This is a genomic window from Bacillus cereus group sp. BceL220 (assembly GCF_051776965.1).
Taxonomy (GTDB): Bacteria; Bacillota; Bacilli; order Bacillales; family Bacillaceae_G; genus Bacillus_A; species Bacillus_A cereus.
This window is the reverse complement of the sequence record NZ_JBPWBC010000018.1, coordinates 27,936-52,064: the sequence shown is the minus strand read 5'-3', so window position 1 is coordinate 52,064 and position 24,129 is coordinate 27,936. Positions and strand designations below refer to the sequence as shown.

Genomic DNA, 24,129 nt, shown 5'->3' with positions numbered 1-24,129 from the left:
TTTAGGTTTTAAATTTCAGTTCTACTCCTGTTTAAAAGCAATATCTTTTGAAATGAATTCTGCATCTTTATGAATATCATTCCAACTTTCTTTAGCGGCTTTTAAATCATCTGGTATTAAAGAGAATTTGTGGTCTTGCATAGAATCGATATTATCCAGTAAATCTGTATAATTTGCGCCCATTGTATTCCATTGCTTTTGAATATTTGTTAGAGACAATATCGCTTGATCTACAGTCTGATATAAATATGCCAATGTTTCTTTCGCGTTAGTAAGCGAAAGAACTGCTTGATTAGCACGATCTGCTTTCATACTTAATTCTCCGATTTTGTTAGAAATTTCATTATAGGAGTCCATATGCTTAGATGCTGTGACACCAGCCGCAGTTCCTAGACCGATACCAGCTGCACCAAGAGCCGAGAGTCCACCAACAACAGCCGGTGTTGCTGTACCGCCAGTTACAACAATAACTACCGCTCCTCCAATAGCTGCAATAACTAAAATAGCTGCTCCCAATCCACCACCAATTGACCATGCTAATACATCATCAAAATGTTTTTTCTGAGTAGAACGAAGTTGCTCAATTTCAGCTTGAAGTTGTGGAATCGTTGCCTGTTGACCTGCTAATATTGCAGTTAATCCACCTTTCCCATCTGGACCACCAACATTATTTTTAAAATCTGTAGAATTTTGATATAGTTTTCCTTTGAAGTCTTGTAGCATCTTAATCACATCTGTAACTTCTTTTGAATTTGTATTGATTGTAGTAATTAAATCATTTATACCCTCTTTTAGACCTGCCTTATCTTTCTTTTGTACAGTTTCTACTAATGTGTCGTAATAATTTTGAAATTGTTCATCGTAATTTACAATATTACGAGCAGTTTTTTGAATCTGTGGCTTCGCTGTATCTAACCAGTAATTCGCATTGATTCGTGACAGCTCTTGATTAAGGTGAATATTTTTGAGCAACTCTCCCCCCTCTGAGCCTAAATCGATATTAGATAAATTTACATTTGGTTGCTTAATCATTGTTTTTGCGTATAAATCCATTACTAGAATATGAGACCCTGTTTCAGCTAATGCTTTCTTCAGTCCTTCGGGGCCTAATGCATAATTGCCTACTTTTTGTTCTTGAGCAATCGTTTCTTGTGCAAATGCATGAATAGTGTTACCGGTAGTAGCAGTTATAACAGTTGCTAATGTAGCTAAAGTTAGTACTTTGAATGGAAATTTCTTCATGACTATTCTCCTTCTTTCGCTAAATGCTTATACTCTTTATAGATTTCCAAAAACGTAATATCAAAATTTATATACTTGCTCTTCAAGGTAACTTATTACATTTTTTAATTGTCTTAATGTATCTTTTTGAGACTGCTCGTTAGTTGCATCAACATTAGTAGATAATTTTGTAATGCTATTTTTTATTAGATTTAAATCTTCTTTATAGCGCTTTAGTAGATCAAGTTCTACATCTACTTGATTTGCAAACGTATGCAAATCATTTTGTGTAAGAAGAAGCATTGATTTTTGTAAATCAGCTATTGATAATTTCGTTGTTAAATCATATATTTTTTGATTTTGTTTCTCTAAATCATCTAAATATGCTCGCTGCTCTGCTGTTAATTTATTTACTTCAGCAAAAACGCCAAATGTTTTCTTAATCTTTTCGGTATCAATGACCTTCATCAGGTCATACTCTTGTGTTTTTGCTGCGGCTGCGGCTGCTATTTCACCTTGTTTGCTTTTCTCAATTGCTTCACGAGCTGCTTTTTTTGCTGATTCAATCTCTAGAGCAGTTTTACCTTGCTCTGTTGCTTCTTGCACTGCTTTTTTCTCTGCTTCTAGAATAGAGTTGTTAATTTCTTTTCCTTTGTTATACGCTGCCACCCCTGCTTGAGCAGCTGGTTCAATAATTTCTTTTGAAAGACTATAAACTTCTTTGAATATAGCAAATCCCTGTTCATTTAAAGCCCCTGGTATTAATGCAATTTGCTGTAAATCATTTTGAATTGCTTTTTTGGTATTTAATATTTCATTTTTTAACTGGTCTATTTTTCCTGTTCCATCTGTACTTAGTATGCCTTGAGCAGTTGCCACATTGGTATCAAAATCTTTTAATTTTTTATCTAGCTGTAATTTAAGATCTGTTAATTCATTGATTTGCCGTTGCGTATTTTCTTGATTCGTCATAGCCATTTCTTGCAGTACTTCAAGTCTATCCGAAAACCCTTCTCTGTCTTCTTTATTGTCTACAAACGATTTTAATGTCGGGTAATAGCTATTAAATTTTGTTACAAATCCTTTACTTTTTGAATTTAATAGAATTAACTGTGGATAGAGTTCCGATGACCATTCCTTCATATCTTGTTTGATTAGGAATTGATTTGTATTTAAAGCTGTGACTTCCTCTAGCTGTACATTAGGGCTCATTAAAGATTGATCAATATACGTTTGGATTAATTTAGATTGCGCACCTAATTTTCGTAATGAAGAGGAAATATCCATTCCTTCCTGTTGAGTTTCTGCTTGAACGATTGGTGTTGCGAGAGTATTGATAGGAATATTTCCTCCAGTTACAATGGATGTGACTAATAATCCTGTAATTATTTTAGTTTTCATTCCGTACACTCCTTTACCATTGTTTTTATAACTTAATTCATATAACTTGTACGACCTTTCTCTTTGTAAACTGGTTAGGAAGGAGAAATCTTTCAGATAGGGTAATATCGTTATTTTTTACTTCTAATAGGATGTAAGGATTTTACTTATCTCTCATTTCGATACTCTATTTTCTCAAATGTAAATAACAAAAATTTATTAACTATATTTGAATCAAGCACCCTATGAATAGTAAATTATTAATTCTTTCCTAGAATTGCGGTTTAACTTACAGAACCACGAGAATCAATAAACCAATACTTACAGTTAATCTTGTCATAACATTGTTTAATTTCAATTTTCTAATATATCTCTCAGTTTTGTCAGCAAACTCCTTACTAGACAACAAAAGGTGAAATTATACTGTACATCGCTTATACTTTTATTGCGGAATAACTTCACTTTTGTTATGCAGAAACTTAGAACACGTTTATTACAAATTTGATTCTTGACCTCTTATAAATAAATTTACTATTTAGAAAATTACTTTCGACATAATGTTACTTACAACTTCACTATAATTCCTATTAGCGTAACCTTCTCCTTTCTGTCTGGTCATACCAGTTATGTTGTTCATTAAAACATTAAATTTTTAATGCGTAAATAGAAAAATTTTGTCGATTACGCTCGATAATTTACTGTTAAATAAAAATATGATCCGAAAAAAATTATATAAATATAGTTATCCGTAAATTTCATTTCTGTAATTGTAATGATTACAAATTAATATGTATACGGTTAATAATAACTATTTTAGCTCAACCAAGAAATTTTGTTTTAGAAAAAATACTTATAGAATAATATAATAGGTCTTTTTATACTTTTTTACCTTTATTTAGTTATGTATAATTGCATAAAATGTAGATATATTTAGTAATATATGATATATTGTTGATTTTTTCACAAAACATCCTAATATCATTATTAATAAACATATAGTATGAAGATATTAGTCTATAAACTTATCATCGTTATAAACATAGGTTTTAAATTACAAAAAAGCTGCAAAGCTTCCTTGGAACACTTTGCAGCCTTCTTTCTTTTTATTTCCTTTAGCAAAATAACGGTTAGTGTATTTTTTCAAATTAGCAATATGGTACAAACATTTCCATTGAGCTTTTGCTCACATATGTTTTTATCAAATCTTCAAGAGCTATTTGTTTGAGCTGACGTCAGACTAGTTTATCTAATTCAGAACTATACCGATAAATTCAGCACATGATTGTTATTAAAAAAATAGATAAACTTTGTTTCTGCAATATTTTTCTAACTCCTAAAAATTGAAACTGTTCCGCTAACAAAATAATATCAGGTTAATCTCATACGTCTACTTGAATAAAGGTTCTTTTTCTAGAGTAATAAGTTCATTATTTTCATTTTTTTGAGGTACTTACACCTTTGTTTAAGTCTTTACATTGGAAGCAGCAGATAACAAGCTTATATTATTGTATATTTTTCACGGTACTGTCTAGGAGTCATGCTAGTGATTTTTTTGAAAACTCTTATAAAATAACTTTGGTCATTAAAGTTAAGCCAAGCACAGATATCTGATAACGAATAAGTAGTGAGTGTTAATAATTTCTTTGCTTCTTCCACTCGTTCCCTTTGAATATATTCGCTTAAAGTAATTCCCATTTCTTTTTTAAATAGTTTAGACAGATAAGTAGGCGTAATTTCTAAATGATTAGCAAGTTCATTCAGAGATATTCCATCGTAAACATTTTTATTAATATGTTTTATACATGTAGTAACCGCGTAAGAATACTTTTTTGCATTGTATTCTTTCACACGATCTGCAAAGGTACGTAAAGCATCCCCTGACAATCGCTTTACAGATTCTACATTATCTAATTGTTCCAGGGTTTGTATATATAAAATACTATGAGCAAAAGCAATATCTGGTGGCAGGTTTCCTTCTATTGCATATCGAGTGGCTAAGGTAATCGCAATAATTCCAAGATTTTTTTGATTCCTGAGCGGATCCTCTATTAGCATAAGTTCAACATCTTCTTGCGAAACCGCATACATATACTGTATTAACTTTTTTTTATTGCCTTCTTTAATAGTCGAAAAGAAATCATTTACTAATGCCATATTGTGCGTTTTAGGTTTGTTTTGTCGGCGTTTTAAAATATATAAATCAGGTTTCACATTTTTATTAGGAATTTCCTCTAGTACTTTATTTTTTTCCAAGACAATATCTACATCTAACTTTTCATTGAAAATCATGTAATGTAATAAAATTCCCATATCAATTAATGTAGTTTTTTTAATCTCAGATAAACACTGATAATAGGCAAGTCTTTCTTGAATGTTATCATTTGATTTAAATTCTTTCTGAAATTTTATGATCATATCATCTGAATCTTTTGGATGTATAGTAGGACCGATTATAATAGTCCCTTTAATATCATCATGATTTTCTATATGAATTAGAACAAAATTTTCAAGATAGTTGTTACTTCGGAAAAGTGGCAAGTTAAAGGGATCGTTTTCTTGATAAATATCACTAAGATGTTCTTCTTTTGAAGAATAAAAAGGACTACAAACATTATCAGATGTAGAATGATATAAAATTTTTCTGTCTGCAGATAAAATATGTACAGGGGCATTAAATGCTTTATGTGCAAGATCACACAAGTGTTGTATATCAATAGAAGTATTCATTACATTCTCCTTTATAGATCCATAAAATATATTTTGTTAGATATAATTCACGACAAATAATACTATAAAATATCAAATTAGTACAATTCACAACAAAATATTACTATATCTTTTTTATAAAAATCATATATTATTTAATTGTAGTTAGCATCTAAATATCAGAGTAGATAAGTAAAGTAAAGGAAATAAGCTAAGTTCTTTTCTTAATTCTACAAAATATAATTATTGAACTTGAGAAAACAGTGAAGTACTACAAAATACAGTGGTAGTCAATGCGAGGACCAAGCTGGAAAAAGATTTAAAATAAAGCGAAAGTAACAGAAGATACTGTACCACCGCAAGAAATAACAGTCAAAGTTCCAATTCAATCATTTATACAAATTGAATTCAAAAAATAAATACTGCTAATTTAAATGTGAAACTGAAAAACTATTTTGCTCCAAATTTTAGAAAAAGATAATAAAGAAGTTGTGAAATTGGAAACAGATGAAAGCGATACGGCTATTTTTGAAGCACTATGCTTTGAAAAATACAAGGTAGAGGAAATTCAAGTACTCAATTAAACATTTAATTGAGAGAAAGGTCTTTTCATCAACTAAAAATAAAAATAAAAAACGAATGGAATATTCAAAAAATGACACTATATTACTGGTCGTAACATTAGTTTTACTTTCCACAAAAGAGGAAAAAATATATAGACTTTACAAATACTAAGAATAGCAAACTAGATAGTTTTATTACCACATCACATAAAGTGAAACTTTAATCAGTGGGGGTTTTGTTCATCCCCCACTGATTATTAGCCCACACCAATCGGGCTTTTACGGGCAGTAAGACTCCCACCTAACTTCTTTGCTTCCGCTGAATTTTGAGGTGGGGTCTTACTGCCCGGCAAATAGCGAGATAAACTTATTAATAATTTCCAAATACAATAGTTGTTAATCAACAAAAAACTTCAATAACCAAGGTGCACAGTAAATTGACCTCAAAACAATAATTACTACAATATCAGGTTTTGCTTATTCTATAAAAAAGAAATATCACTTAAAAACTATTCCTTTATATCGATTTAGACATAAAACATTTTATTATATCGGCTTAAGTATTATGGAATTAAAATTATAAATAACATCAAAACCCTTTTAAGGGCTTATACATCGTTCGTATCGAATTTATCACCTTTCGATACCTATGTCATTAACACAACTAAAAAAGATTATTACAAAGGAATCTGAGAGGTTTTTTCAATTTCGAAATTTATTTTTTTGTAAATTAAAGGAAAAATAATCCGTATATATACGGATTATTTTCTTAGTGTAATCTGTATTGACCTGTTAACTGTTTTTCAGCCATTCAAACTAAGCGTTTTGTAATCTCTCCACCGATCCGAACCATTTGCAGATGATGTGATGTATCAGGTCCCAGTGTGACTCTTAGTTCAAAAGCAATTTCATACTTCATTTGCTCAATAGTACTTGTAGTAGCAGAAATAAGAATTTCATTTGTATTACTTTCGTATCTTTGAATATTTATAAATAACATGTGCCTAATTATGCTATTTACGCATGAGTAACCTAATTTATTCCAGTGTTTTTATAGGAACCCTTTCCCTCCCCTTATTCCACCAATTAAATTTGAAACACAAATGTACATTGCATTTCAATATAACAATAAAAGCTACAAAAGCAACGAATTTACTATTTTAAAGTTAAGTGTTTAACCTTGAAGTACTTAAATTCTTTTTTCCAGATAAAGCATACATTATATCTTGATGTTTTATTGTCCTCTTATAATTATGTGGTATCGGGAATTTATTTCGGTGTTCTTTTATTATAATTAAAGTTTGAAGTTCTATGCTCAATACTTTTGCGAGGACATGATAGTTATATCCATTGTTTAACAGAGAAATTATGTCATAAAACATAGTTTTTCCACCCACTAATTTTACTAATTTATTCTTTAACTCATCCCTTTTTTCTTTAGCTTCATCAATTTCTAACAACATAGATTTTTTATTTGTCTGCTTAATGTATTGAGTATACAACTCTGGGAATTCTTTTTGTACTTCTTTGTTTAATACTGGTTTATATTTAATCATGTAAGTAACTTGTAACAATGAGCGTTTTAACAAACTATCTTCAATGAGATACGCTACTTTATTAAATAAATGTACATATTCCTCAATATTGGAATAACTATTAAAATGAGCTAATACTCTACTTTTTATACTAAAAGCCTTGCCTACATAAATAATATTGTCATTATAGTCTTTAATGAAATAAATACCACTGTCAGATTTTTTCAATTTATTATCCAATTCTTCTATACTCATAAAATGCAATTCACTCATACTTCTCTCTCCTTAGCAGTTTTAAATCGTAAAAAACAAGCAAGGTTTCTAAAAAAGTACTTAGCTGCCCTAGCATCTCTTATTTTATCTCTTGCTAAATGTCAAAAAACTGTTTCTATGTTACTCAACTATCAATATGATTATTAATAAAATTTTCGATCGTTATTATCTCGCAATTTTATCATGTAATTTCGAGATCGTTTCCTCATTTAAATTACTGTGTTTTATCGAATAAAGGAAATATACTACTACCCCAATAGTAATCCAAATACTAAAGTACACCCATGTCCTTAACGGTAAATTTAGCATTAAAAACACACAGCATACAATTGCAACGCATGGTAATACAGGTACAAAAGGTACCATAAATCCACGTTTTAAATTTGGGTGTGATTTACGAAGGATAATAACTGATAGACAAACTAACGCAAACGTCACCAAACTACCGATATTAACTAAATTAACTAATTCTTTCAAATCAATAAACCCAGCTATTAAAGAGCTCCCTATTCCTGCCAATCCAGTTATAAAAGTGGGTGCTCCAGTTTTCTTATTAACTTTCGCAAATGATTTCGGTAACAATCCATCACGACTCATTGCAAAGAATACTCGTGTTGCCGCATACATATTGGAAAAAATAACAGCCATAAGGCCAATTACAGCACCTGCAGCAATTGCACCAGCGACTTTTCCTTGTCCTACAACTTCCATTACATAAGCCATCGCCTCAGGAACATTTAATTCTTTATAGGAAACCATTCCTGTCATAACAAGGCATACCATAACATAAATAATTGTACATATGATTAATGATGCAATAATACCGATCGGAAGATTACGTTTCGGATCTTTTACTTCTTCTGCTGAAGTTGCTAATATATCAAAACCCGTAAAAGCGAATAAAATAGCTGCTCCACCCGTAAAAACTCCACTTAAACCGTATGGTGCAATTGGTATCCAGTTCATTGGTTTTACATAGAATATACCAACCGTAATAAACAACAAAATCATTCCAATTTTAATCAATACCATTATATTATTGATTCGTTTGCTTTCCCTCGTACCACGGGATAACATCCATGCTAATATCAATGTAATGATTACTGCTGGTAGATTCACAATACCACCATGCGAAGGAATCGTTACTAGAGCTTTAGGTATCTCTAATCCAAACCCCTTTATTAAATTGTGGAAATAGCCTGTCCATCCAGCAGCGACAGCCGCTGTTGCCACAATATATATTAACAGCAATGACCAACCTACTAGATGAGCAACAAACTCACCAATTGTTGCATATGAGTACGTATATACACTACCAGATGCCGGGAGTGTGGAAGCAATTTCTGCGTAACATAATGCTATAAATCCACATATAATTGCTGCAAGTACAAATGAAAAAATAACTGCTGGACCAGCATCTCTTGCTGCTACTAATCCAGTTAACACAAGAACCCCTGTTCCAACTATCGAGCCTATCCCTAACATAATTAAATCAAATGCTCCTAATGTTTTCGTTAAAGTCTTGCTTTGATTATGCTCTAACAATTGTGTAACGGATTTCTTTTTTAGTAAATTACTCATATTTTCTGTATCCCCTTTAAAATAAGGTTTGTTTTTCTCTTTAGTGTTGTATATAAATTTACTTAGTTATTAACTAGCCTCATAATATTTCTTTTACATTAAATAGATTTGAAATATTATATAAATTCGCTTCTCACTTACTAGTTAAACTAGACATTTCCATAGATTTTTGCGTACAACGTTTCATAGCTGAAATGATAGCTGTTCTTAAACCTTTTTCTTCTAGCGTTACTACAGCTTCTATCGTCGTTCCACCTGGAGAACAAACCATATCCTTCAATTCACCTGGATGTATTCCTGTTTCCAATACCATTTTTGCAGAACCTAATACAGCCTGAGCCGCAAATTTATAAGCTTGTTTTCTCGGCATACCGCCAAGTACAGCAGCATCTGCCATGGCTTCTATAAACATATACACATATGCTGGAGAAGAACCACTAATAGATGTAACAACATCCATTAGTTTTTCATTTATGACCTCCGTCTGGCCGAAAATATTAAATATGTTCAGTACCTCTTTTATATCTTTTTCTGTAACCATTTCATTAAAACATAACGCAGACATTCCTTCTCCAACAAGTGCCGGTGTATTAGGCATTACTCTAACAACTTTTAACTTTCTACCAAATTCATTCTCAGTGCTCTTAATACTTTTTCCTGCAGCAATAGTTACAATGATTACATCATTTTTTATTTGATCTTTTATTTGGTTAATTACCGATGAGTATAAATCTGGTTTGATTGATAAAATTAAAATGTCAGCACTGTTAGCGACTTCATTGTTGTTAGTAGTTATAGTTATGCCATATTCATTACTAGCATTTTTTAAATTAATGACGTTTAAATCTGAACAAATTATTTGATCTGGAGAAACTATATTTTTTTTTATCATCCCACCTATCATAGCAATACCCATGTTTCCACATCCGATGAATCCTATTTGTTTATTCATAATAATTTGCTCTTGCTCCTTCTACTCTAAATTTTATTGATTTTGAAATTATTATTCTAAATAAGGGCTATTACAATTACTTGGTTTATCAATAGAATTTCAAAATTCTCCTTCCTATATAGAGCTTACATATACCTCTAATAACTTCTTTGCTTTCGCTGAATTTTGAGGTGGGAGTCTTACTGCCCGACAAATAGCGGGATAAAATCATTTCTTTAATCTATAATAAGAAGGACATAAAAAAACAAAAAGTTACAAAAATTTTTAAATTAAAATTTTTGTAACTTTTTGTTTTGATGCAAATATAATTTCAATTAAGGTATCTCACCGTTTTAAACTTGACGCTCCATAATCTTGTATAGTTACATTTATATGATATTTAATCGGTACCTTACTAAATGTTTGATCCCAATTTTTTTTGACTTTCTCCCATGTTCTCGGGTGTTTAATTCTTAATTGGTTGCCAAAACCCACAATATCGACTTGGTATTCTTTTTGTATTTTTTTTGTAACATGATGTACTAAGTGCTTTACTTCTTTTTCAATAGCTTTTTCTTCCCTTTTCAAAAATTCATTTTCAAAATCTTTTCCTGATTGCATCCAATTTTCAGACAAACGCCCTTCTGATTCAATGTTTACATCAAAGGAAATATTATTTCCGTTAACATGTGGTATGATTTTGCTTTTTATTGACTTTATTTCGTATATAATGAGTTTCTTTGATTCTTTATCAAAAGTTTTTACCACACCACCATTCCTTTTTCCGTTTATCCATACTACTCCTTCCAATTCCTGTTCATTTAAAAAGCCCATCAACTTTTTTGTCTTCCCTTTAATTACAGCAGCTCCTGCAAATTTTGTTTCCCCATTTATCGAGATTACATTTTGCAAAAGAAAACTGGACCCTGACCGCATCTTTCCTTCCAATTTAGCGAGCGATACAGGGGGTAAAATCCTTGTTGTTCTATTTCTATTATCTGCAATTCCAGACAAACGAAATGCTGGGATTTCTCCTTTTTTGTTTGATTCCAGTACCTCCTTCGCTAGACCCTTGCTAATTAAGAGCATACAGCTAAGCCGAACTTCATTGTCACGGAGATACTGTTCAAGTAATTGTTCTAAACTGTATGTACGTACAAGACTATCGCTAATAACAATATTTTTTAAATGTGGGCTGAACATTGTGCTCTCTCTTTTCAATGAAAACTCACGAACAATTTGATGAATGGAATCACCGGTCTCAGAAACATTTATATAACGTTTTTGTTGTCCATTTCCTTTACTTTGTGCTTGCGAACTAACAATTTGATAAGTAGCTGTTATAAGATTTCTTTTAGGATAACCTCCTTCCTCATCCTCCTTCTCAATTGTTGAATCCTTCCCTTTATCTAGTGCTATACCTGCAGTTAAACTCAACTCTTCTACTTCTTTACTGCTCCAACATCCGGTTAAAAATAGAAGCAAAAGCGTCCCTAACAAAGCCAAATAGAACCGCATATAATTAAATTTATGTTTCACACTACTCCTCCTTTTAATCGCGTAATAATAAGAAGAAGCAGTGGCAGTAAACCAAATAAAAATAAAGCAGCATTACCGAGCATATCCCCCAATTTAAGCAAGTCATTTATATTTTTCGAAGTCATAGAAATGATGTAAATGATTGGAATCAAAGCAAAAATAAACGGATGAATACTCTTTTTAAAGAGTTGCGCTAATCCTAATGCAGCTGCATAATAACTAATCGTATAGGTAGCAAATATTTGCATAATCCATATTACAAGCAGTAAAGATTCAAAACGTTCAAATATCAAACCAGAAATTTCAAAACTGCGCATAAGGTCAATTGTCGGCCATGTTCTTGTTACAACCCCATCAATTGATAATGCACCAATGACCATTACAACAGTTATTACATAAAAGATTAACGGAATAGAAATTCCAACTAAAATAGCTTTTACTGCTTTCTTTCGTTGTTCCATAAATACCAAAAGAATTAACATAATTTCAGGACCTGTATATGCGAGAGACGTTGTTTTTATCCCATCTAACACTGGTTTAATTCCCAAACCTAATACGGGACGGAGATTATCTATCTCGAATATTCCGATACTCATAAAGGAAATGATTAAAAAAATAAAAATAGTAATAGGAAATATTATTTCAAACATCCGTGCAATTGAATTAATACCACCCATAATCAAATAGAGACCTATCCACATAAAAGGCATAACAATAGCCCATGTGGGGGTTCCTTCGAGCAAAAAAAAGCTTATTACTTCTGCCATTGAACGAATTTGAAATGCTGAAGTTGTAAGAAAATACCCTATAATAAGAAAACTAAGCAATCTGCCTATCCATTTCCCTACAATATCTTGACTGTATTGGTAAAATGTTTTTTCTGGAAACTGCTGACTTAATTTGACCATAATTACTCCTGAAACCATTGCCAATATTCCACCTAATATCACACTTAGCCATACATCTGGTGTTTTCACTTTTTCCACAGATGCTCTGGGCAAAGTGAGAATTCCTGTCCCAAGTATGTAATTTACAATAATAACAACTGCTTGTGAAGTTGTTATTCGGTCTTTAGGTTTAGCAATCACTGAAGGCCACTTCCTTTCGTCATCAGCTACCTTTTGCGGATAGTTTTTTTTGTATGCATTATTTTCGGTCGACGTCTCATTATTTTTAATGGCATGCGAACCATAAAATCTTTCCAGTCACTAAATCGATACGGAACAGCAGGGCTAGTATAAGGAACGCCAAAACTTTTCAGTTTCACTAAATGACTGCAAAGTAAAAGAAAGAAGAGAATAACACCATACAAGCCAAATATCGCAGCACAAAACATAGCTACAAAACGAAGAATGCGTAACGTAATTCCCACACTATATTGCGGAATAGTAAAAGAAGAAATAGCTGTTACCGCAACAACGATAACCATTATTGGACTAACAATTCCTGCTTCTACGGCAGCCTGACCAATTATTAAACCGCCCACAATTCCCATTGCAGGTCCAATCGGTTTAGGCAGACGTAAACCTGCTTCTCGCAAAACTTCGATAGCTACTTCCATAATTAACGCTTCTATTAAAGCGGGAAAAGGAACTCCTTCTCGCGATCCGATAATAGAAATAGCGAGCTTAGTGGGAATTAATCCTGGATGAAATGAAATAAAAGAAATATACAGTGCTGGAGCAAATAATGAAACAAAAGCTGTCATGAAGCGTAATAAGCGGAGAAGCGTACCAGGAAGCCACCTTTCATAATAATCTTCTGGTGATTGCAGCAGCATGCTAAATGTAACTGGAGCAATTAAAACAAATGGTGTTCCATCTAACAAAATAGCTACTCGACCTTCCATCAAAGCACTAATAACACGATCAGGTCGTTCTGTATTTTGAATCTGCGGAAAGGGACTGAGATAATTATCTTCAATGAGTTGCTCTATATAACCAGATTCGAGTACACTGTCTATGTCAATTTTCTGAATTCTGTTTTTTATTTCATCCACCAATTCTGTACTAGCAAGATCTTTAATAAATGCGACGACTAACTCTTTCTTTGCACGTTCTCCTACTGGTAGCTTTACTAATGATAAGCTCTCATCCGCACAGTGTCGTCGCAAAAGTGAGGTATTATCACTTAATACTTCAGTAAAACCGACCCGTGGCCCTCTGACTAATGCCTCCGATACTGGTTCTTCAATGTTTCGTTTATTTGCTTTTGTTGTACCAAGAATAAACACATCTGCTAAACCATCAATTAAAAGAGCTGTTGAACCTATCAATACTTTGGGTATTAAATCTTTTATGTAATGGACTTCTGCTACTTCACTAATTGTAAGAACTTTATTTTTAATATATTCTTTTGAAACAGTCCCCTCCACATAAGAAGATTCATTTTTATATTCATCAGAAAAATCATCCATTAGTAATTTCATAATATGTTTGTCAATCATCTCTTTATCTGATAGACCATCAACAAAAACGATCCCAGCTTGAATATCTGTGCGTCCAATATTAAACTTCCGAAAGCGAACATCAGAATTATGTCCGATTTGTTGCTTTATAAGTTCTAAGTTAGAGGCAAAATCATTTGTGAAATGAACGTTTGCATTTTGAGATGGTTTATGATCTTGTTTCGTTTTACTTTGAATATTATTTTTTTTCACTTGTTTGTCTCTTGACTTCCACCAACTCATTCTTCCCACTCTTTCTCTGCCATACGAACCCAATGAAAAAATCTTGAGATAGTATACGGAATTAAAAACAAGATAAAAGCTTGTACAAAGACTTTCCAATCTGGAAGATAAGAAGTAATTACGTTCCACATTTTTATCACCCAATTTATATACTCTGCTAGGATTGAGATTTTTAAAAAACGATATGTACTTAATAAAAAATAACTATAAGATTAAAGAGCAGAAAAGCGAGACATTATGCTTATTTAGTACCAATAACCTAATTAGTATAAAAACATTTCTGACCTAAAATACCATTTCCAATTATAATTTGTTAAATATTATCTCCTTTTCCCTTATTTATATGCCCGCATTTGAATTTCAAATAATATAAGGATCAATGATATTTCCTCTTAAAGAAAAAAAGATGCTAGAAGATAGCATCTTTTTTTAAATTCAACTTACTATGTATTTATATTTTATTGTGAAAATACTCGTTTTTTTAATGAATATTAATGTTTAAAAAAATAAAAATACATATTCTTTTGTTCTAAGTTCATACACTTCTACCGAATCGATACGGAATTTTCTGATTTTAAAACTAATATGAAATAAAAGAGAATAAAAAGAAAAATTATTATCAATCTATCAATTGAAAATAATTATTAGCAAGAGTTTATCATCTTAACTCCAGGTGTATTCGTTTTGCTTCAAAATAAAGAACTTGAATAAATTTTTTCGTATCAATACGAGCAGGTAATGTTGGTTCATTATTCAATTCTGTCATCTTTCTCCTTACGGTAGTAAAATCAAAAAATCTAGAAGCATAATTTTCGAACTTCGGGTTTAAAAAATCAGTAAGTCCAAGGGATGCTAAATGGTTTAATGATTGATAAATTGCTCTCCGAATCCGTTGTTTGGAAGCTTCTATGAACCTTTTTAATTCGGCATCTTCAGCTGAATCCCCAAGTTTTTTTTGAGCCAAATTCATAAAAATCTCTTTTAGTGAGGGAAAGCCTTGTTCCAACGTGTTATCTTGTTCATATTTATATAAATAATCTAGCATATCCATTAAATCTTTACTTCCACTTTCACTGGCTATTCCTAATTCAGACAAAAGAAAATGAATGGAATTTTGAAAATGATTGAAAGTATTTAAATGTTTTTCATTACGGTATTTTTCTTGCACACTTGAATTACTATCCAATTTTAGTACCATATTAAGCGATTCTTGAATGTTTTTTATTGATTTTTCCAAACGAATTCGTTCAATGACTTTCCGAACAACTGTTAATACTTCAATCCGGTTAATTGGCTTAATAATATAGTATTCAACACCAAGCGAATAAGCCTCAGCAATTAATTCTTTTGATTCTACTTGAGAGACCATGATGATTTTCCCTTTAAACGAAGGCTTTATTTGACGAATTGTTTTTATTCCATCTTGATTCGGCATTAACAAATCGATAAATAAAATGTCTATATTTTTAAGGATTACCATTTGTTGCTCTAAAGATAAACCATCCTCAGCTTCTCCTATAACCTCCCCAAGATCTTCATCCTCGATAATTTGAGCCAACATTGAGCGAACCGCTTTTTCATCATCTACTATATAAAAATACATAGAATCACCCTTTCGAAATTATATGATCAATCCCTAATTTAATTATAAAAATTGATCCTTTTCCTTCGGTTCTGTCCTCAAGCGTAACATCACCTTCAAGTTGTGCGACCATTTCTTTAACATACGATAATCCGATACCTGTCGATGGATTGCCTAAATCATCATATTTAGAAGTAAACCCAGGCTCAAAAATTGAATCTTTATATTTTGAAGAAATACCAGGACCATTATCGCCTATTTGAAATTCAACAAAATGGTGGTCTTTATTAATGTCAATTGTGATGGTTCCCATACCTTGGATAGCTTCTACAGCGTTTGTAACGATATTATTTATAATAGATAAGATTGTATAAATATGATAATGAGGATGCACACCATCAATTTTATACACAAATTGGATATCTTTCTCTAACAACTGTGCATATTTCGTATTTGCCCGTATAATGATATTTACTAGTTCATGTACAGACATATAATCTGTAAAACTTTCATCTGAAATTAATTTTGAAAGTCCCGCAAAAATACGTTGGTTATCCTTTTTAACGTCATGGACCTCACCAGCAATTTGTAATGCCTGTTGCCTTAAATCCTCAAACTGAAAATCCATCTGTTTATGCTCAAAAGAGTCCAAAGTTTTATATAAATCATAGGATTTTTTTGTTATATTCTCAGCATCTTGTAATGTTTTTTTTAAATGAACAGCATCTTCATATAAATTAGAGATGAGCATGAGCATATGTTCATTTTGTTTCTTTATATGTCGCTCCCTTGATTGTGCTTCATACAATTTCATCATATTGAAAAAGCTTAGAACTATAAAACTATGGGAACATGCGATAACAATGATCTCATTTATTGCCTCGGATGTGATCGATGTTTTTAATACGAAATATTGAATCATTAATTCCACACAGTCTGACAGTATTTCAATCATGCAACCAATAAAACCAATCATTAGTGGTTGATGATAAAAACGTTTGATTTTTGCTAAATGAAAGAGATACGAATAAGTAAAATAAAAGAAAAAACTAGGATAGTGAGTATGAAAAGCGGCTAGCCAATCCATATTTTCCTTTATAATGACATCCATTGAGATACGAAATACTACCACGACTATCGCTGTTAAAAAACCCGGTAAAAATGCTGGAACTCGTCGAAACAATAACAAAAAAAAGAAAAATGTTGGTGCACCAAAGCTCATTCTAAATGTTTCATTTAAGGGAAATGACTTTATTTCACCTACTAAGGGTACTGTAAGTATCATTAAAACGAGAATATAGATGTCTTTTTTTACTAAATTACTAAGATTCAAAATAATCACTTCTCACTTTCGCCTAACAGTCAGTATACAAACCTATTTGCATTAATACAATACTTACTCTATTTTTTTCAAAAACTGATAAATAAGTTATAAACGAAAGCATTATAGATTGTGAGTATTCATTACACTCTTCTACTTTAGAAAGATACTTTATAACTCAAAAATGTTCAGACACAATATAAGGTCTGAACACTTTTGGACTCGCTCTAACACCAAAATATCTGTGCTCCTTTTTAAAATATACTTAAATCCCATTCTTTTGCAATATGTTCTAACAACATAATTCCTGGTAAACTATTCCCATACTCATCAATGGCTGGTCCGTAAATACCAATACCACATCCATCTTGAAACGATAAATCCTTCCTAGATTTTGAGGGAACAAGTGTCATAATTCCGCCGGATACCCCACTCTTAGCTGGTAATCCAATGAAAGCAGCAAATTTTCCGGAAGCATTGTACATTCCACAAGTAAGCATTAAAGCTTTTGTTAACCTAGCTACTTCTTTAGGGAGCACTTGTTCTTTGCGAATAGGATGATATCCATCATGTGCTAGTATAAGCCCTATTAAGGCAATATCTTCTGTATTTATTTCAATCGAACATTGTTTTAGGTAAACCTCTAGTGTCTCCTCCACATCTGATTCTAGAAAACCATTCTCCTTTAAATAGTATGCTAATGCTCTATTACGATGAGCCGTTTCCCATTCTGATTGAAATACTATTTCATTAATAGCGGGACGCTTCTCTATCATTTTTTCAATTAATACGTATAGAGATTCTAATTTTTCTTGCACCGAAGTCCCTGGCAAAAGTGAAGCTATCGTAATTGCTCCAGCATTAATCATAGGATTAAAAGGTTTTCCTGGTTTATGTATCTCTAAACGAATAATTGAATTAAAGGCATCTCCAGTTGGCTCTACGTCAACTCGTTCTAATACATAAGAAATACCGCGACTTAAACAAGCGGCTATAAAACCGATTACTTTTGATATACTTTGTAATGTGAAAGGTATCTCCCAATCTCCTGATTTTATCATTGTTCCATCTGGCTTTACTATACAAATACCTAACTGCGATACATTTATTTCCCCCAGAGCAGGAATATAACTGGCGCTTCGTCCCTTAGCAGCATACGTTCGATAATGTGCTACCCATTGATCTAAGCAAACTTTTTCTTGACCCTCAACTTGAACGCTAGAATCCTTTATCATTTAATCATATTCCCCCGTACTATTAACTTTATATAGAATGATTTTTTCTTTACTATAATCAATACTATTTGCACTAGAACCAAGAAAAATATTCAGACATATTGCAGTCTGAATATCCTTCTTATTACACACTTTTCTTTTTTGAAGTTTTCTCATAACTATCCCAACATTCAATATTTTCAAGTCCTTTAATGTTTTCTTTATAAAAAATAGGATCTTTACCAGCTTTTTTCTGGTTTATATAATCTTGTAACGCCGCAAATGCTACTTTTGAAAGTAAGGTAATAGCAATTAAATTAATAATAACCATAAAGCCCATAAATAAGTCCGCTAAATCCCATACAATTTGAATCTTTGCAACAGAACCAAATACAATCATAGCCAACACACTTATTCTGTATATCATTAACCACACTTTACTTGTATGTAAGAAGCGAATATTTGTTTCACCATAATAATAGTTGCCAATTAACGCACCAAATCCAAATAAAAAAACAAAGATAGCAAGACAACCCGATGCCCAAGGACCTATGTGTTCACTTAATGCTGCTTGTGTAAGTGCAATACCATTTAACCCCGGTTGTTTATATGCATCAGACAGCAAAATAATAAAGGCAGTGCTAGTACAAATGATCAGTGTATCCGTTAATACACCAAATGCTTGAATCAGTCCTTGTTTCACCGGATGACTTGTTGTTGCTGTTGCGGCAACGTTTGGTGCACTTCCCATACCAGCTTCATTTGAAAATAAACCACGTTTAACTCCATTCATAAGTGCTGCACCAATTGAACCGCCTGCTATTTGTTTAAAACCAAATGCGTTTTGAACAATAAGAGAAAGAACTTCCGGCATTTTTGATATGTTGGTAACTACAACAAATAATGCAACTCCAATGTATAATACCGCTAAAAATACCACCTTGTATTCAGCCATTTTTGCAATACGTTTTACACCACCAAAAATAATCGCAGCGAAAGCAATGGCCATGATTATCCCAACTGTTAGACGATCTGTACCAAATGAGTTTTGAAAAGCAATTGTAACTGTATTTGATTGTACTGAATTGAATACAAGACCAAAAGTAATTGTGATTAAAATAGAGAATAATACTCCCATCCAACGTTTATTCAACCCTTTTTCCATATAATAGGATGGACCACCGCGGAAACCAGTTTTATCTTTTACTTTATATATCTGTGCTAATGTGCTTTCGACAAAACTGGAGGCCGAGCTAATAATAGAAATAATCCACATCCAAAATACAGCTCCAGGACCACCTAATGCAATCGCAATCGCAATTCCTGTAATATTCCCTGTTCCAACGCGAGCTGCCATACCAATACAAAACGCTTGAAAAGGGGAGATTTGATCTTTAGAACCACTTTTTCCCTCCATTAATACACGGACCATCTCTTTTAACATTCGAAACTGTACAAAATTCAATTTAAATGTAAAATAAATTCCGCAAATAACAAGCATAACAATTAACAATTTAGACCATAAAAAATCGTTCGTTGATCCGACTAAATCTACAAAAAATCTTTCCATATTATCACTCCATACCAAAAATTTATCTATCATAATCTATATAAAATCACCTATATTCCTTGGCATAAATACCTCATTCATATTCAAATACAACAAGGATAAAAATTTTCTATATTAATAGGATTGGCCTGTTTAAGCAAAAAATATCACAAGATGTAACTATAAAACTGAATTTTCGAAAAACTTATCATTTATACACACGATGCTCTATCCCCTTCTGCAAAACTAATATTCTTATCCACTCATGTTGTTGTACCATTATGTTTGTTTTGTTTACCGGTGATTTACATTTAAATCATAATAATCAATAGTGATTAACTGGTTTTTTGTTAATTTTCTTAAGAACATGGAAATATCTCCTTTCTCACTACTAATCTCAAAAATAGGCTAGGTAAAAAATTCATAGGAAAAACTATAAAGCGCTTTCAAACCTCAACTAAGAGAACCTTGTCTTTAATTTATAATTAAAAGTACAGAATGTTACGAAAAAGTACAGATTTTTATAAAAACAAAAAATATTTTAAGTTTTTTCATCTAAAAAACAGTGAGATTTTGTAAATTTTATACAGTATCCAAACGTCGCGGATTCCGTTCTACCTAATCTTTGACAAGCCTCTATTTTCTTCATAAAAACATGCATACTTTTTCTCTTTTAGAACTTCATATAAAGTATTTGAAATCAAGAATCGATAGGTTATTGTAAGAATATTTAAAAAATAAAACATTTAATTTATTTATGGTATCATACAAAAAACATTTGTTTTCTCAATCAATCCCCCTAGTGGGATTCGTCTATATTGCACATATTTACAACATTAAAGTCACTACGCAAAAAGGATTTTGTTGAAAAGATGAAACATTACAAAACTCTTATTTAGGACCTTATGACATTCTCTTTTCTAGCAATATCGAGTTAATCAAAATATGTTTTTAACAGCTCCACAAATAAAAAACTACTCATATTATTATTTTTTGAAAACGTTATTAATATTATTCCATTTAAGTTTCAAATGTTAGAACAACCAATTGATAAGAAAAGCTATTACTTTTATTGCAATATAAGAAGATTTGTTGAATATCTATTATTAAATATATATTTCCCTTGCGTTTCATTCTACTAACATAGATTACAGGTGGTGTATTGTGAAAGAAATAGTATTCGTTCAAAATAAAAAAAGACTCCTTATGAAATTCAAATTTTTAAAAAAGGATTTAATACTTACCATTTCACTGATACTAGCAATTGTAAGCTGCTTAATACATTCACCAAAGATCGAATATATTAACTTTGAAGTGTTAATTAGCTTATTTAATCTAATGGTGGCCATTAAGGCCTTTGAACAGCTAAAGATATTAGACAAACTTGCCGTTGTGATTTTAAATAAATGCAATAACAGCAGGTCAATATCTATTATTCTAATTTTGTTATGCTTTATTTGCTCCATGGTTGTAACAAATGATGTCGCCCTCCTCACTTTTGTACCAATAACACTTGTCATTAGTAAAAAAACAAAAATGAACATGATGGATACAATCATCCTGCAGACAATTGCGGCAAACATCGGCAGTAGCTTGATGCCTATGGGAAACCCACAAAATTTATATCTATATTCTTACTATGGAATTAAGCTCATCCCATTTTTAGGTTCAATCCTGCTTTTAGCTGTACTTGGAATCAGTTTGTTATTTATATTTACTCAAAAACTTCAAAAAACAGATTTGAAAATAGAACTACCTGTAATTACCGTGAAAAATCGAAAAAAAGCTACCGTCTGGATTTTGATACTTATCACTATCATTGCATCTATTTTTGGTGTCATTAATTATTACATTGCGCTAATAGTCACATTGATAGCTGCATTTACGTTAGATAGAAACTTACTTTTTAAGATCGATTACTTTCTTCTAATAACCTTTGTCGGTTTTTTTATTTTTATCGGAAACATTTCCCATTCGGATGCGCTGGAGACATTTGCTCGCGCTAATTTAAGAGGAGATACTTCAGTCTTCTTTAGTTCCATATTTTTGAGTCAATTGATTAGCAATTTTCCTACTTCAATTCTTCTATCAAACTTTACTTCTGATTGGAAAGCTTTATTACTAGGAGTAAATATTGGAGGGCTTGGAACAATTATCGCATCTTTAGCCAGTGTAATCTCCTATAAACTATTCATTCAGGCCAATGTTAAAGAGAGTAAGGCGTATTTAATTAAATTTAGCATTTACAACTTTTCATTTTTAATCATACTTACATGTATACAATACTTTATTTTTAAATTTCTATAACTTTAAAAAGTGATTACTACTAGAATAATAAAAACCAAAACTTTCTCAACATTAAATTGAGAAAGTTTTGGTTTTAAAGTACATAATACTTACAATTAGCATTATAAGCAAGATCCACAAATTGCATCAATTAACTCACCAGTTATCCAACGACTGTCTGATGATGAAAGAAAACCTCTAAAAACTAGTTGATAATCTTTTAGAATTTAACTTTCCTATAATACTCTTTGCTATTTCTTCAATATTTTCATTTAGAAAGAAATGACTACCTTCAAAAGAATGAAAAGTACACGTTTTACTTGTATATTGCTTCCATTTTATTACTTGATCATATGTAGTAAATTCATCATTTTTCCCATTAAATATAAGAAAATCAATATCACATGGTTGTATATTATTATCATGAATGTATGTCTCGACAATCTTAAAATCTGCTCTTAAAATAGGGAGAAAAATCTCCATTAATTCTTCTGATTGAAGTACCCCAGATGGTGTACCTCCCATTGCAATAACTTCTCTTTTAAATTGTTCATTAGGAAGATTATATCGGATATTTTTTATTTTACTATTTGGATGGTTTCTACCGGACAAAACAAGAAATTCAGGTAATTCGTTATTAGAATCCTGTATTTTCCTGGCTACTTCATAGGCAATCAAACTCCCCATGCTATGCCCGAATAGAATGTACGGCGAAGCATCTATTTGCTTAACTATACTAGTGTAGGCATCATTTACGGCCTCTTCCATACCTTGGTACAAGCTTTCTTCAATTCTATATCCTCTGCCAGCTAATTCTATCGGGACTACTTCAATATATGGATTAAAGTAATTTTTCCATTTTGCGTAGTTAAACGCAGATCCCCCAGCATGTGGAAAGCAAAAAAGTTTAGTCTTCTGCATTGATTTTCTCCTTACTTTCAAATTTGTATATAGTTTGGCAAATTGTATAAATGTCTTTAATTATTATCTCTTGCGGAAATTCATCTCTTGTTGCACAAGCAGATAACTTATAATTTGGATCAATGTTATATTGTTTAAAGTAAAAGTTTTTAGGTATATGCTTGTATGAAATTGAAGTTCGTGATTCTTTTTTTATAGAGAATGAATTTAATGGGGTATAAAGCCCTTTTCCAATCGTTTTTATATAGCTTTCTTTTAATGTCCATAAATCATAAAAATAATTAATTTGTTCATCAGAATTCATATTAGATATATCATAAAATTCTTCCGCTGAAAAAAATTCTTTTGCTAATTTAAAAGCCTCTATTTCTGAAACTTTTTCTATATCAATACCCACATTAAAATTAGCAGTAGTACAAACCACCCATTCTCCTGAATGAGACACATTAAAATGAAAGTCAGAAAAGTTTTCAACAAAAGGTTTTCCATACTCATTATATATAAATTTAATTTCTTCATTATTAATTTTATACTTTTGGCAGATTAGAGATCGGATTAGTAAATCCCCTATCAGGGTCCTATTAATGTCGCATGAATTTAATAATCGCTTCATTCGCTCTTTCTTCCCATTTGAAACCAAGTTACTAAGTTTCTTAAACAAATGACTTTCAATATTCTTTGGTATTTTCACAGCGTGAATTTGTATGATAAATCACGTCCTTTTTTAAAGAATGGTTTCATTTATGTACGTTACAGAAATTCAAATTAACTTTATTAACTTTCATATACAATAGGAAAGGTGCATATTTACATATCAATGAAAATATACACCTTTCCT

Annotated in this window: 19 protein-coding genes and 1 pseudogene; 2 read left to right on the top strand and 18 right to left on the bottom strand. The window is 31.5% G+C overall.

Annotated elements, in window-relative coordinates; all coding sequences use genetic code 11:
- Positions 1-21 precede the first annotated feature (21 nt).
- From hblD to ACS2FK_RS26980, 3 genes are all read right to left on the bottom strand, one after another.
- Positions 22-1,242, bottom strand: coding sequence for a hemolytic enterotoxin HBL lytic component L1 (hblD, locus tag ACS2FK_RS26990; RefSeq protein WP_063547311.1), 1,221 nt, complete (start codon positions 1,240-1,242; stop codon positions 22-24).
- 60 nt (positions 1,243-1,302) lie between these two features.
- On the bottom strand, positions 1,303-2,622 hold the full coding sequence (hblC, locus tag ACS2FK_RS26985) for a hemolytic enterotoxin HBL lytic component L2 (RefSeq protein WP_063547310.1): 1,320 nt from the start codon (positions 2,620-2,622) through the stop codon (positions 1,303-1,305).
- Between the two features lie 1,476 nt (positions 2,623-4,098).
- The gene (locus ACS2FK_RS26980; RefSeq protein ID WP_063547309.1) at positions 4,099-5,328 is read right to left on the bottom strand and encodes a helix-turn-helix domain-containing protein; all 1,230 of its coding nucleotides are present in this window, start codon (positions 5,326-5,328) and stop codon (positions 4,099-4,101) included.
- A 434-nt stretch (positions 5,329-5,762) separates the two neighbouring features.
- Between ACS2FK_RS26980 and ACS2FK_RS26975 the strand changes: the two genes are divergently transcribed.
- Positions 5,763-5,891: a hypothetical protein gene (locus tag ACS2FK_RS26975; RefSeq protein ID WP_000939299.1), complete on the top strand. Its 129-nt coding sequence runs from the start codon at positions 5,763-5,765 to the stop codon at positions 5,889-5,891.
- 790 nt (positions 5,892-6,681) lie between these two features.
- On the opposite strand, the gene ACS2FK_RS26970 is transcribed toward ACS2FK_RS26975, so the two are convergent.
- The 12 genes from ACS2FK_RS26970 to ACS2FK_RS26915 form a co-directional block, all read right to left on the bottom strand.
- The gene (locus ACS2FK_RS26970; RefSeq protein ID WP_000897404.1) at positions 6,682-6,870 is read right to left on the bottom strand and encodes a small, acid-soluble spore protein, alpha/beta type; all 189 of its coding nucleotides are present in this window, start codon (positions 6,868-6,870) and stop codon (positions 6,682-6,684) included.
- A 166-nt stretch (positions 6,871-7,036) separates the two neighbouring features.
- Complete coding sequence (locus tag ACS2FK_RS26965) at positions 7,037-7,678, bottom strand: hypothetical protein (RefSeq protein WP_063547308.1); 642 nt, start codon at positions 7,676-7,678, stop codon at positions 7,037-7,039.
- Between the two features lie 165 nt (positions 7,679-7,843).
- The gene (locus ACS2FK_RS26960) at positions 7,844-9,259 is read right to left on the bottom strand and encodes an amino acid permease (protein ID WP_063547307.1); all 1,416 of its coding nucleotides are present in this window, start codon (positions 9,257-9,259) and stop codon (positions 7,844-7,846) included.
- A gap of 133 nt (positions 9,260-9,392) precedes the next feature.
- Positions 9,393-10,211: a pyrroline-5-carboxylate reductase gene (proC, locus tag ACS2FK_RS26955; protein WP_063547306.1), complete on the bottom strand. Its 819-nt coding sequence runs from the start codon at positions 10,209-10,211 to the stop codon at positions 9,393-9,395.
- Between the two features lie 324 nt (positions 10,212-10,535).
- On the bottom strand, positions 10,536-11,729 hold the full coding sequence (locus ACS2FK_RS26950; protein WP_063547305.1) for a Ger(x)C family spore germination protein: 1,194 nt from the start codon (positions 11,727-11,729) through the stop codon (positions 10,536-10,538).
- Positions 11,726-12,817, bottom strand: coding sequence for a spore germination protein (locus ACS2FK_RS26945; RefSeq protein ID WP_063547304.1), 1,092 nt, complete (start codon positions 12,815-12,817; stop codon positions 11,726-11,728). The genes ACS2FK_RS26950 and ACS2FK_RS26945 overlap by 4 nt, the downstream gene beginning before the upstream one ends.
- Positions 12,818-12,843: 26 nt before the next feature.
- Complete coding sequence (locus ACS2FK_RS26940; protein ID WP_063547303.1) at positions 12,844-14,418, bottom strand: spore germination protein; 1,575 nt, start codon at positions 14,416-14,418, stop codon at positions 12,844-12,846.
- A complete protein-coding gene (locus tag ACS2FK_RS26935; protein WP_000267389.1) occupies positions 14,415-14,549 on the bottom strand; it encodes a hypothetical protein in 135 nt (44 codons plus the stop codon). The genes ACS2FK_RS26940 and ACS2FK_RS26935 overlap by 4 nt, the downstream gene beginning before the upstream one ends.
- Before the next feature lie 527 nt (positions 14,550-15,076).
- Positions 15,077-16,021 carry a response regulator gene (locus ACS2FK_RS26930; protein WP_000274088.1) on the bottom strand — a complete coding sequence of 315 codons (945 nt, stop codon included), beginning with the start codon at positions 16,019-16,021 and terminating at the stop codon, positions 15,077-15,079.
- 4 nt (positions 16,022-16,025) lie between these two features.
- A complete protein-coding gene (locus ACS2FK_RS26925) occupies positions 16,026-17,342 on the bottom strand; it encodes a sensor histidine kinase (RefSeq protein ID WP_000584810.1) in 1,317 nt (438 codons plus the stop codon).
- A 233-nt stretch (positions 17,343-17,575) separates the two neighbouring features.
- A complete protein-coding gene (glsA, locus tag ACS2FK_RS26920; protein WP_000588656.1) occupies positions 17,576-18,556 on the bottom strand; it encodes a glutaminase GlsA in 981 nt (326 codons plus the stop codon).
- Between the two features lie 124 nt (positions 18,557-18,680).
- Positions 18,681-20,105 carry an alanine/glycine:cation symporter family protein gene (locus ACS2FK_RS26915; protein WP_063547302.1) on the bottom strand — a complete coding sequence of 475 codons (1,425 nt, stop codon included), beginning with the start codon at positions 20,103-20,105 and terminating at the stop codon, positions 18,681-18,683.
- A 1,143-nt stretch (positions 20,106-21,248) separates the two neighbouring features.
- Between ACS2FK_RS26915 and ACS2FK_RS26910 the strand changes: the two genes are divergently transcribed.
- Complete coding sequence (locus ACS2FK_RS26910; protein WP_063547301.1) at positions 21,249-22,391, top strand: anion transporter; 1,143 nt, start codon at positions 21,249-21,251, stop codon at positions 22,389-22,391.
- Positions 22,392-22,492: 101 nt separating this feature from the next.
- On the opposite strand, the pseudogene ACS2FK_RS26905 reads toward ACS2FK_RS26910, so the two are convergent.
- The 3 genes and pseudogenes from ACS2FK_RS26905 to ACS2FK_RS26895 form a co-directional block, all read right to left on the bottom strand.
- Positions 22,493-22,567 (bottom strand): annotated as a pseudogene (locus ACS2FK_RS26905) (short-chain dehydrogenase); the annotation flags it as partial.
- Between the two features lies 1 nt (position 22,568).
- Positions 22,569-23,291 (bottom strand): thioesterase II family protein, encoded by a 723-nt coding sequence (locus ACS2FK_RS26900; RefSeq protein WP_023521954.1) that lies wholly within the window; start codon positions 23,289-23,291, stop codon positions 22,569-22,571.
- The gene (locus tag ACS2FK_RS26895; protein ID WP_063547300.1) at positions 23,278-23,982 is read right to left on the bottom strand and encodes a 4'-phosphopantetheinyl transferase family protein; all 705 of its coding nucleotides are present in this window, start codon (positions 23,980-23,982) and stop codon (positions 23,278-23,280) included. The genes ACS2FK_RS26900 and ACS2FK_RS26895 overlap by 14 nt, the downstream gene beginning before the upstream one ends.
- Positions 23,983-24,129: the final 147 nt, after the last annotated feature.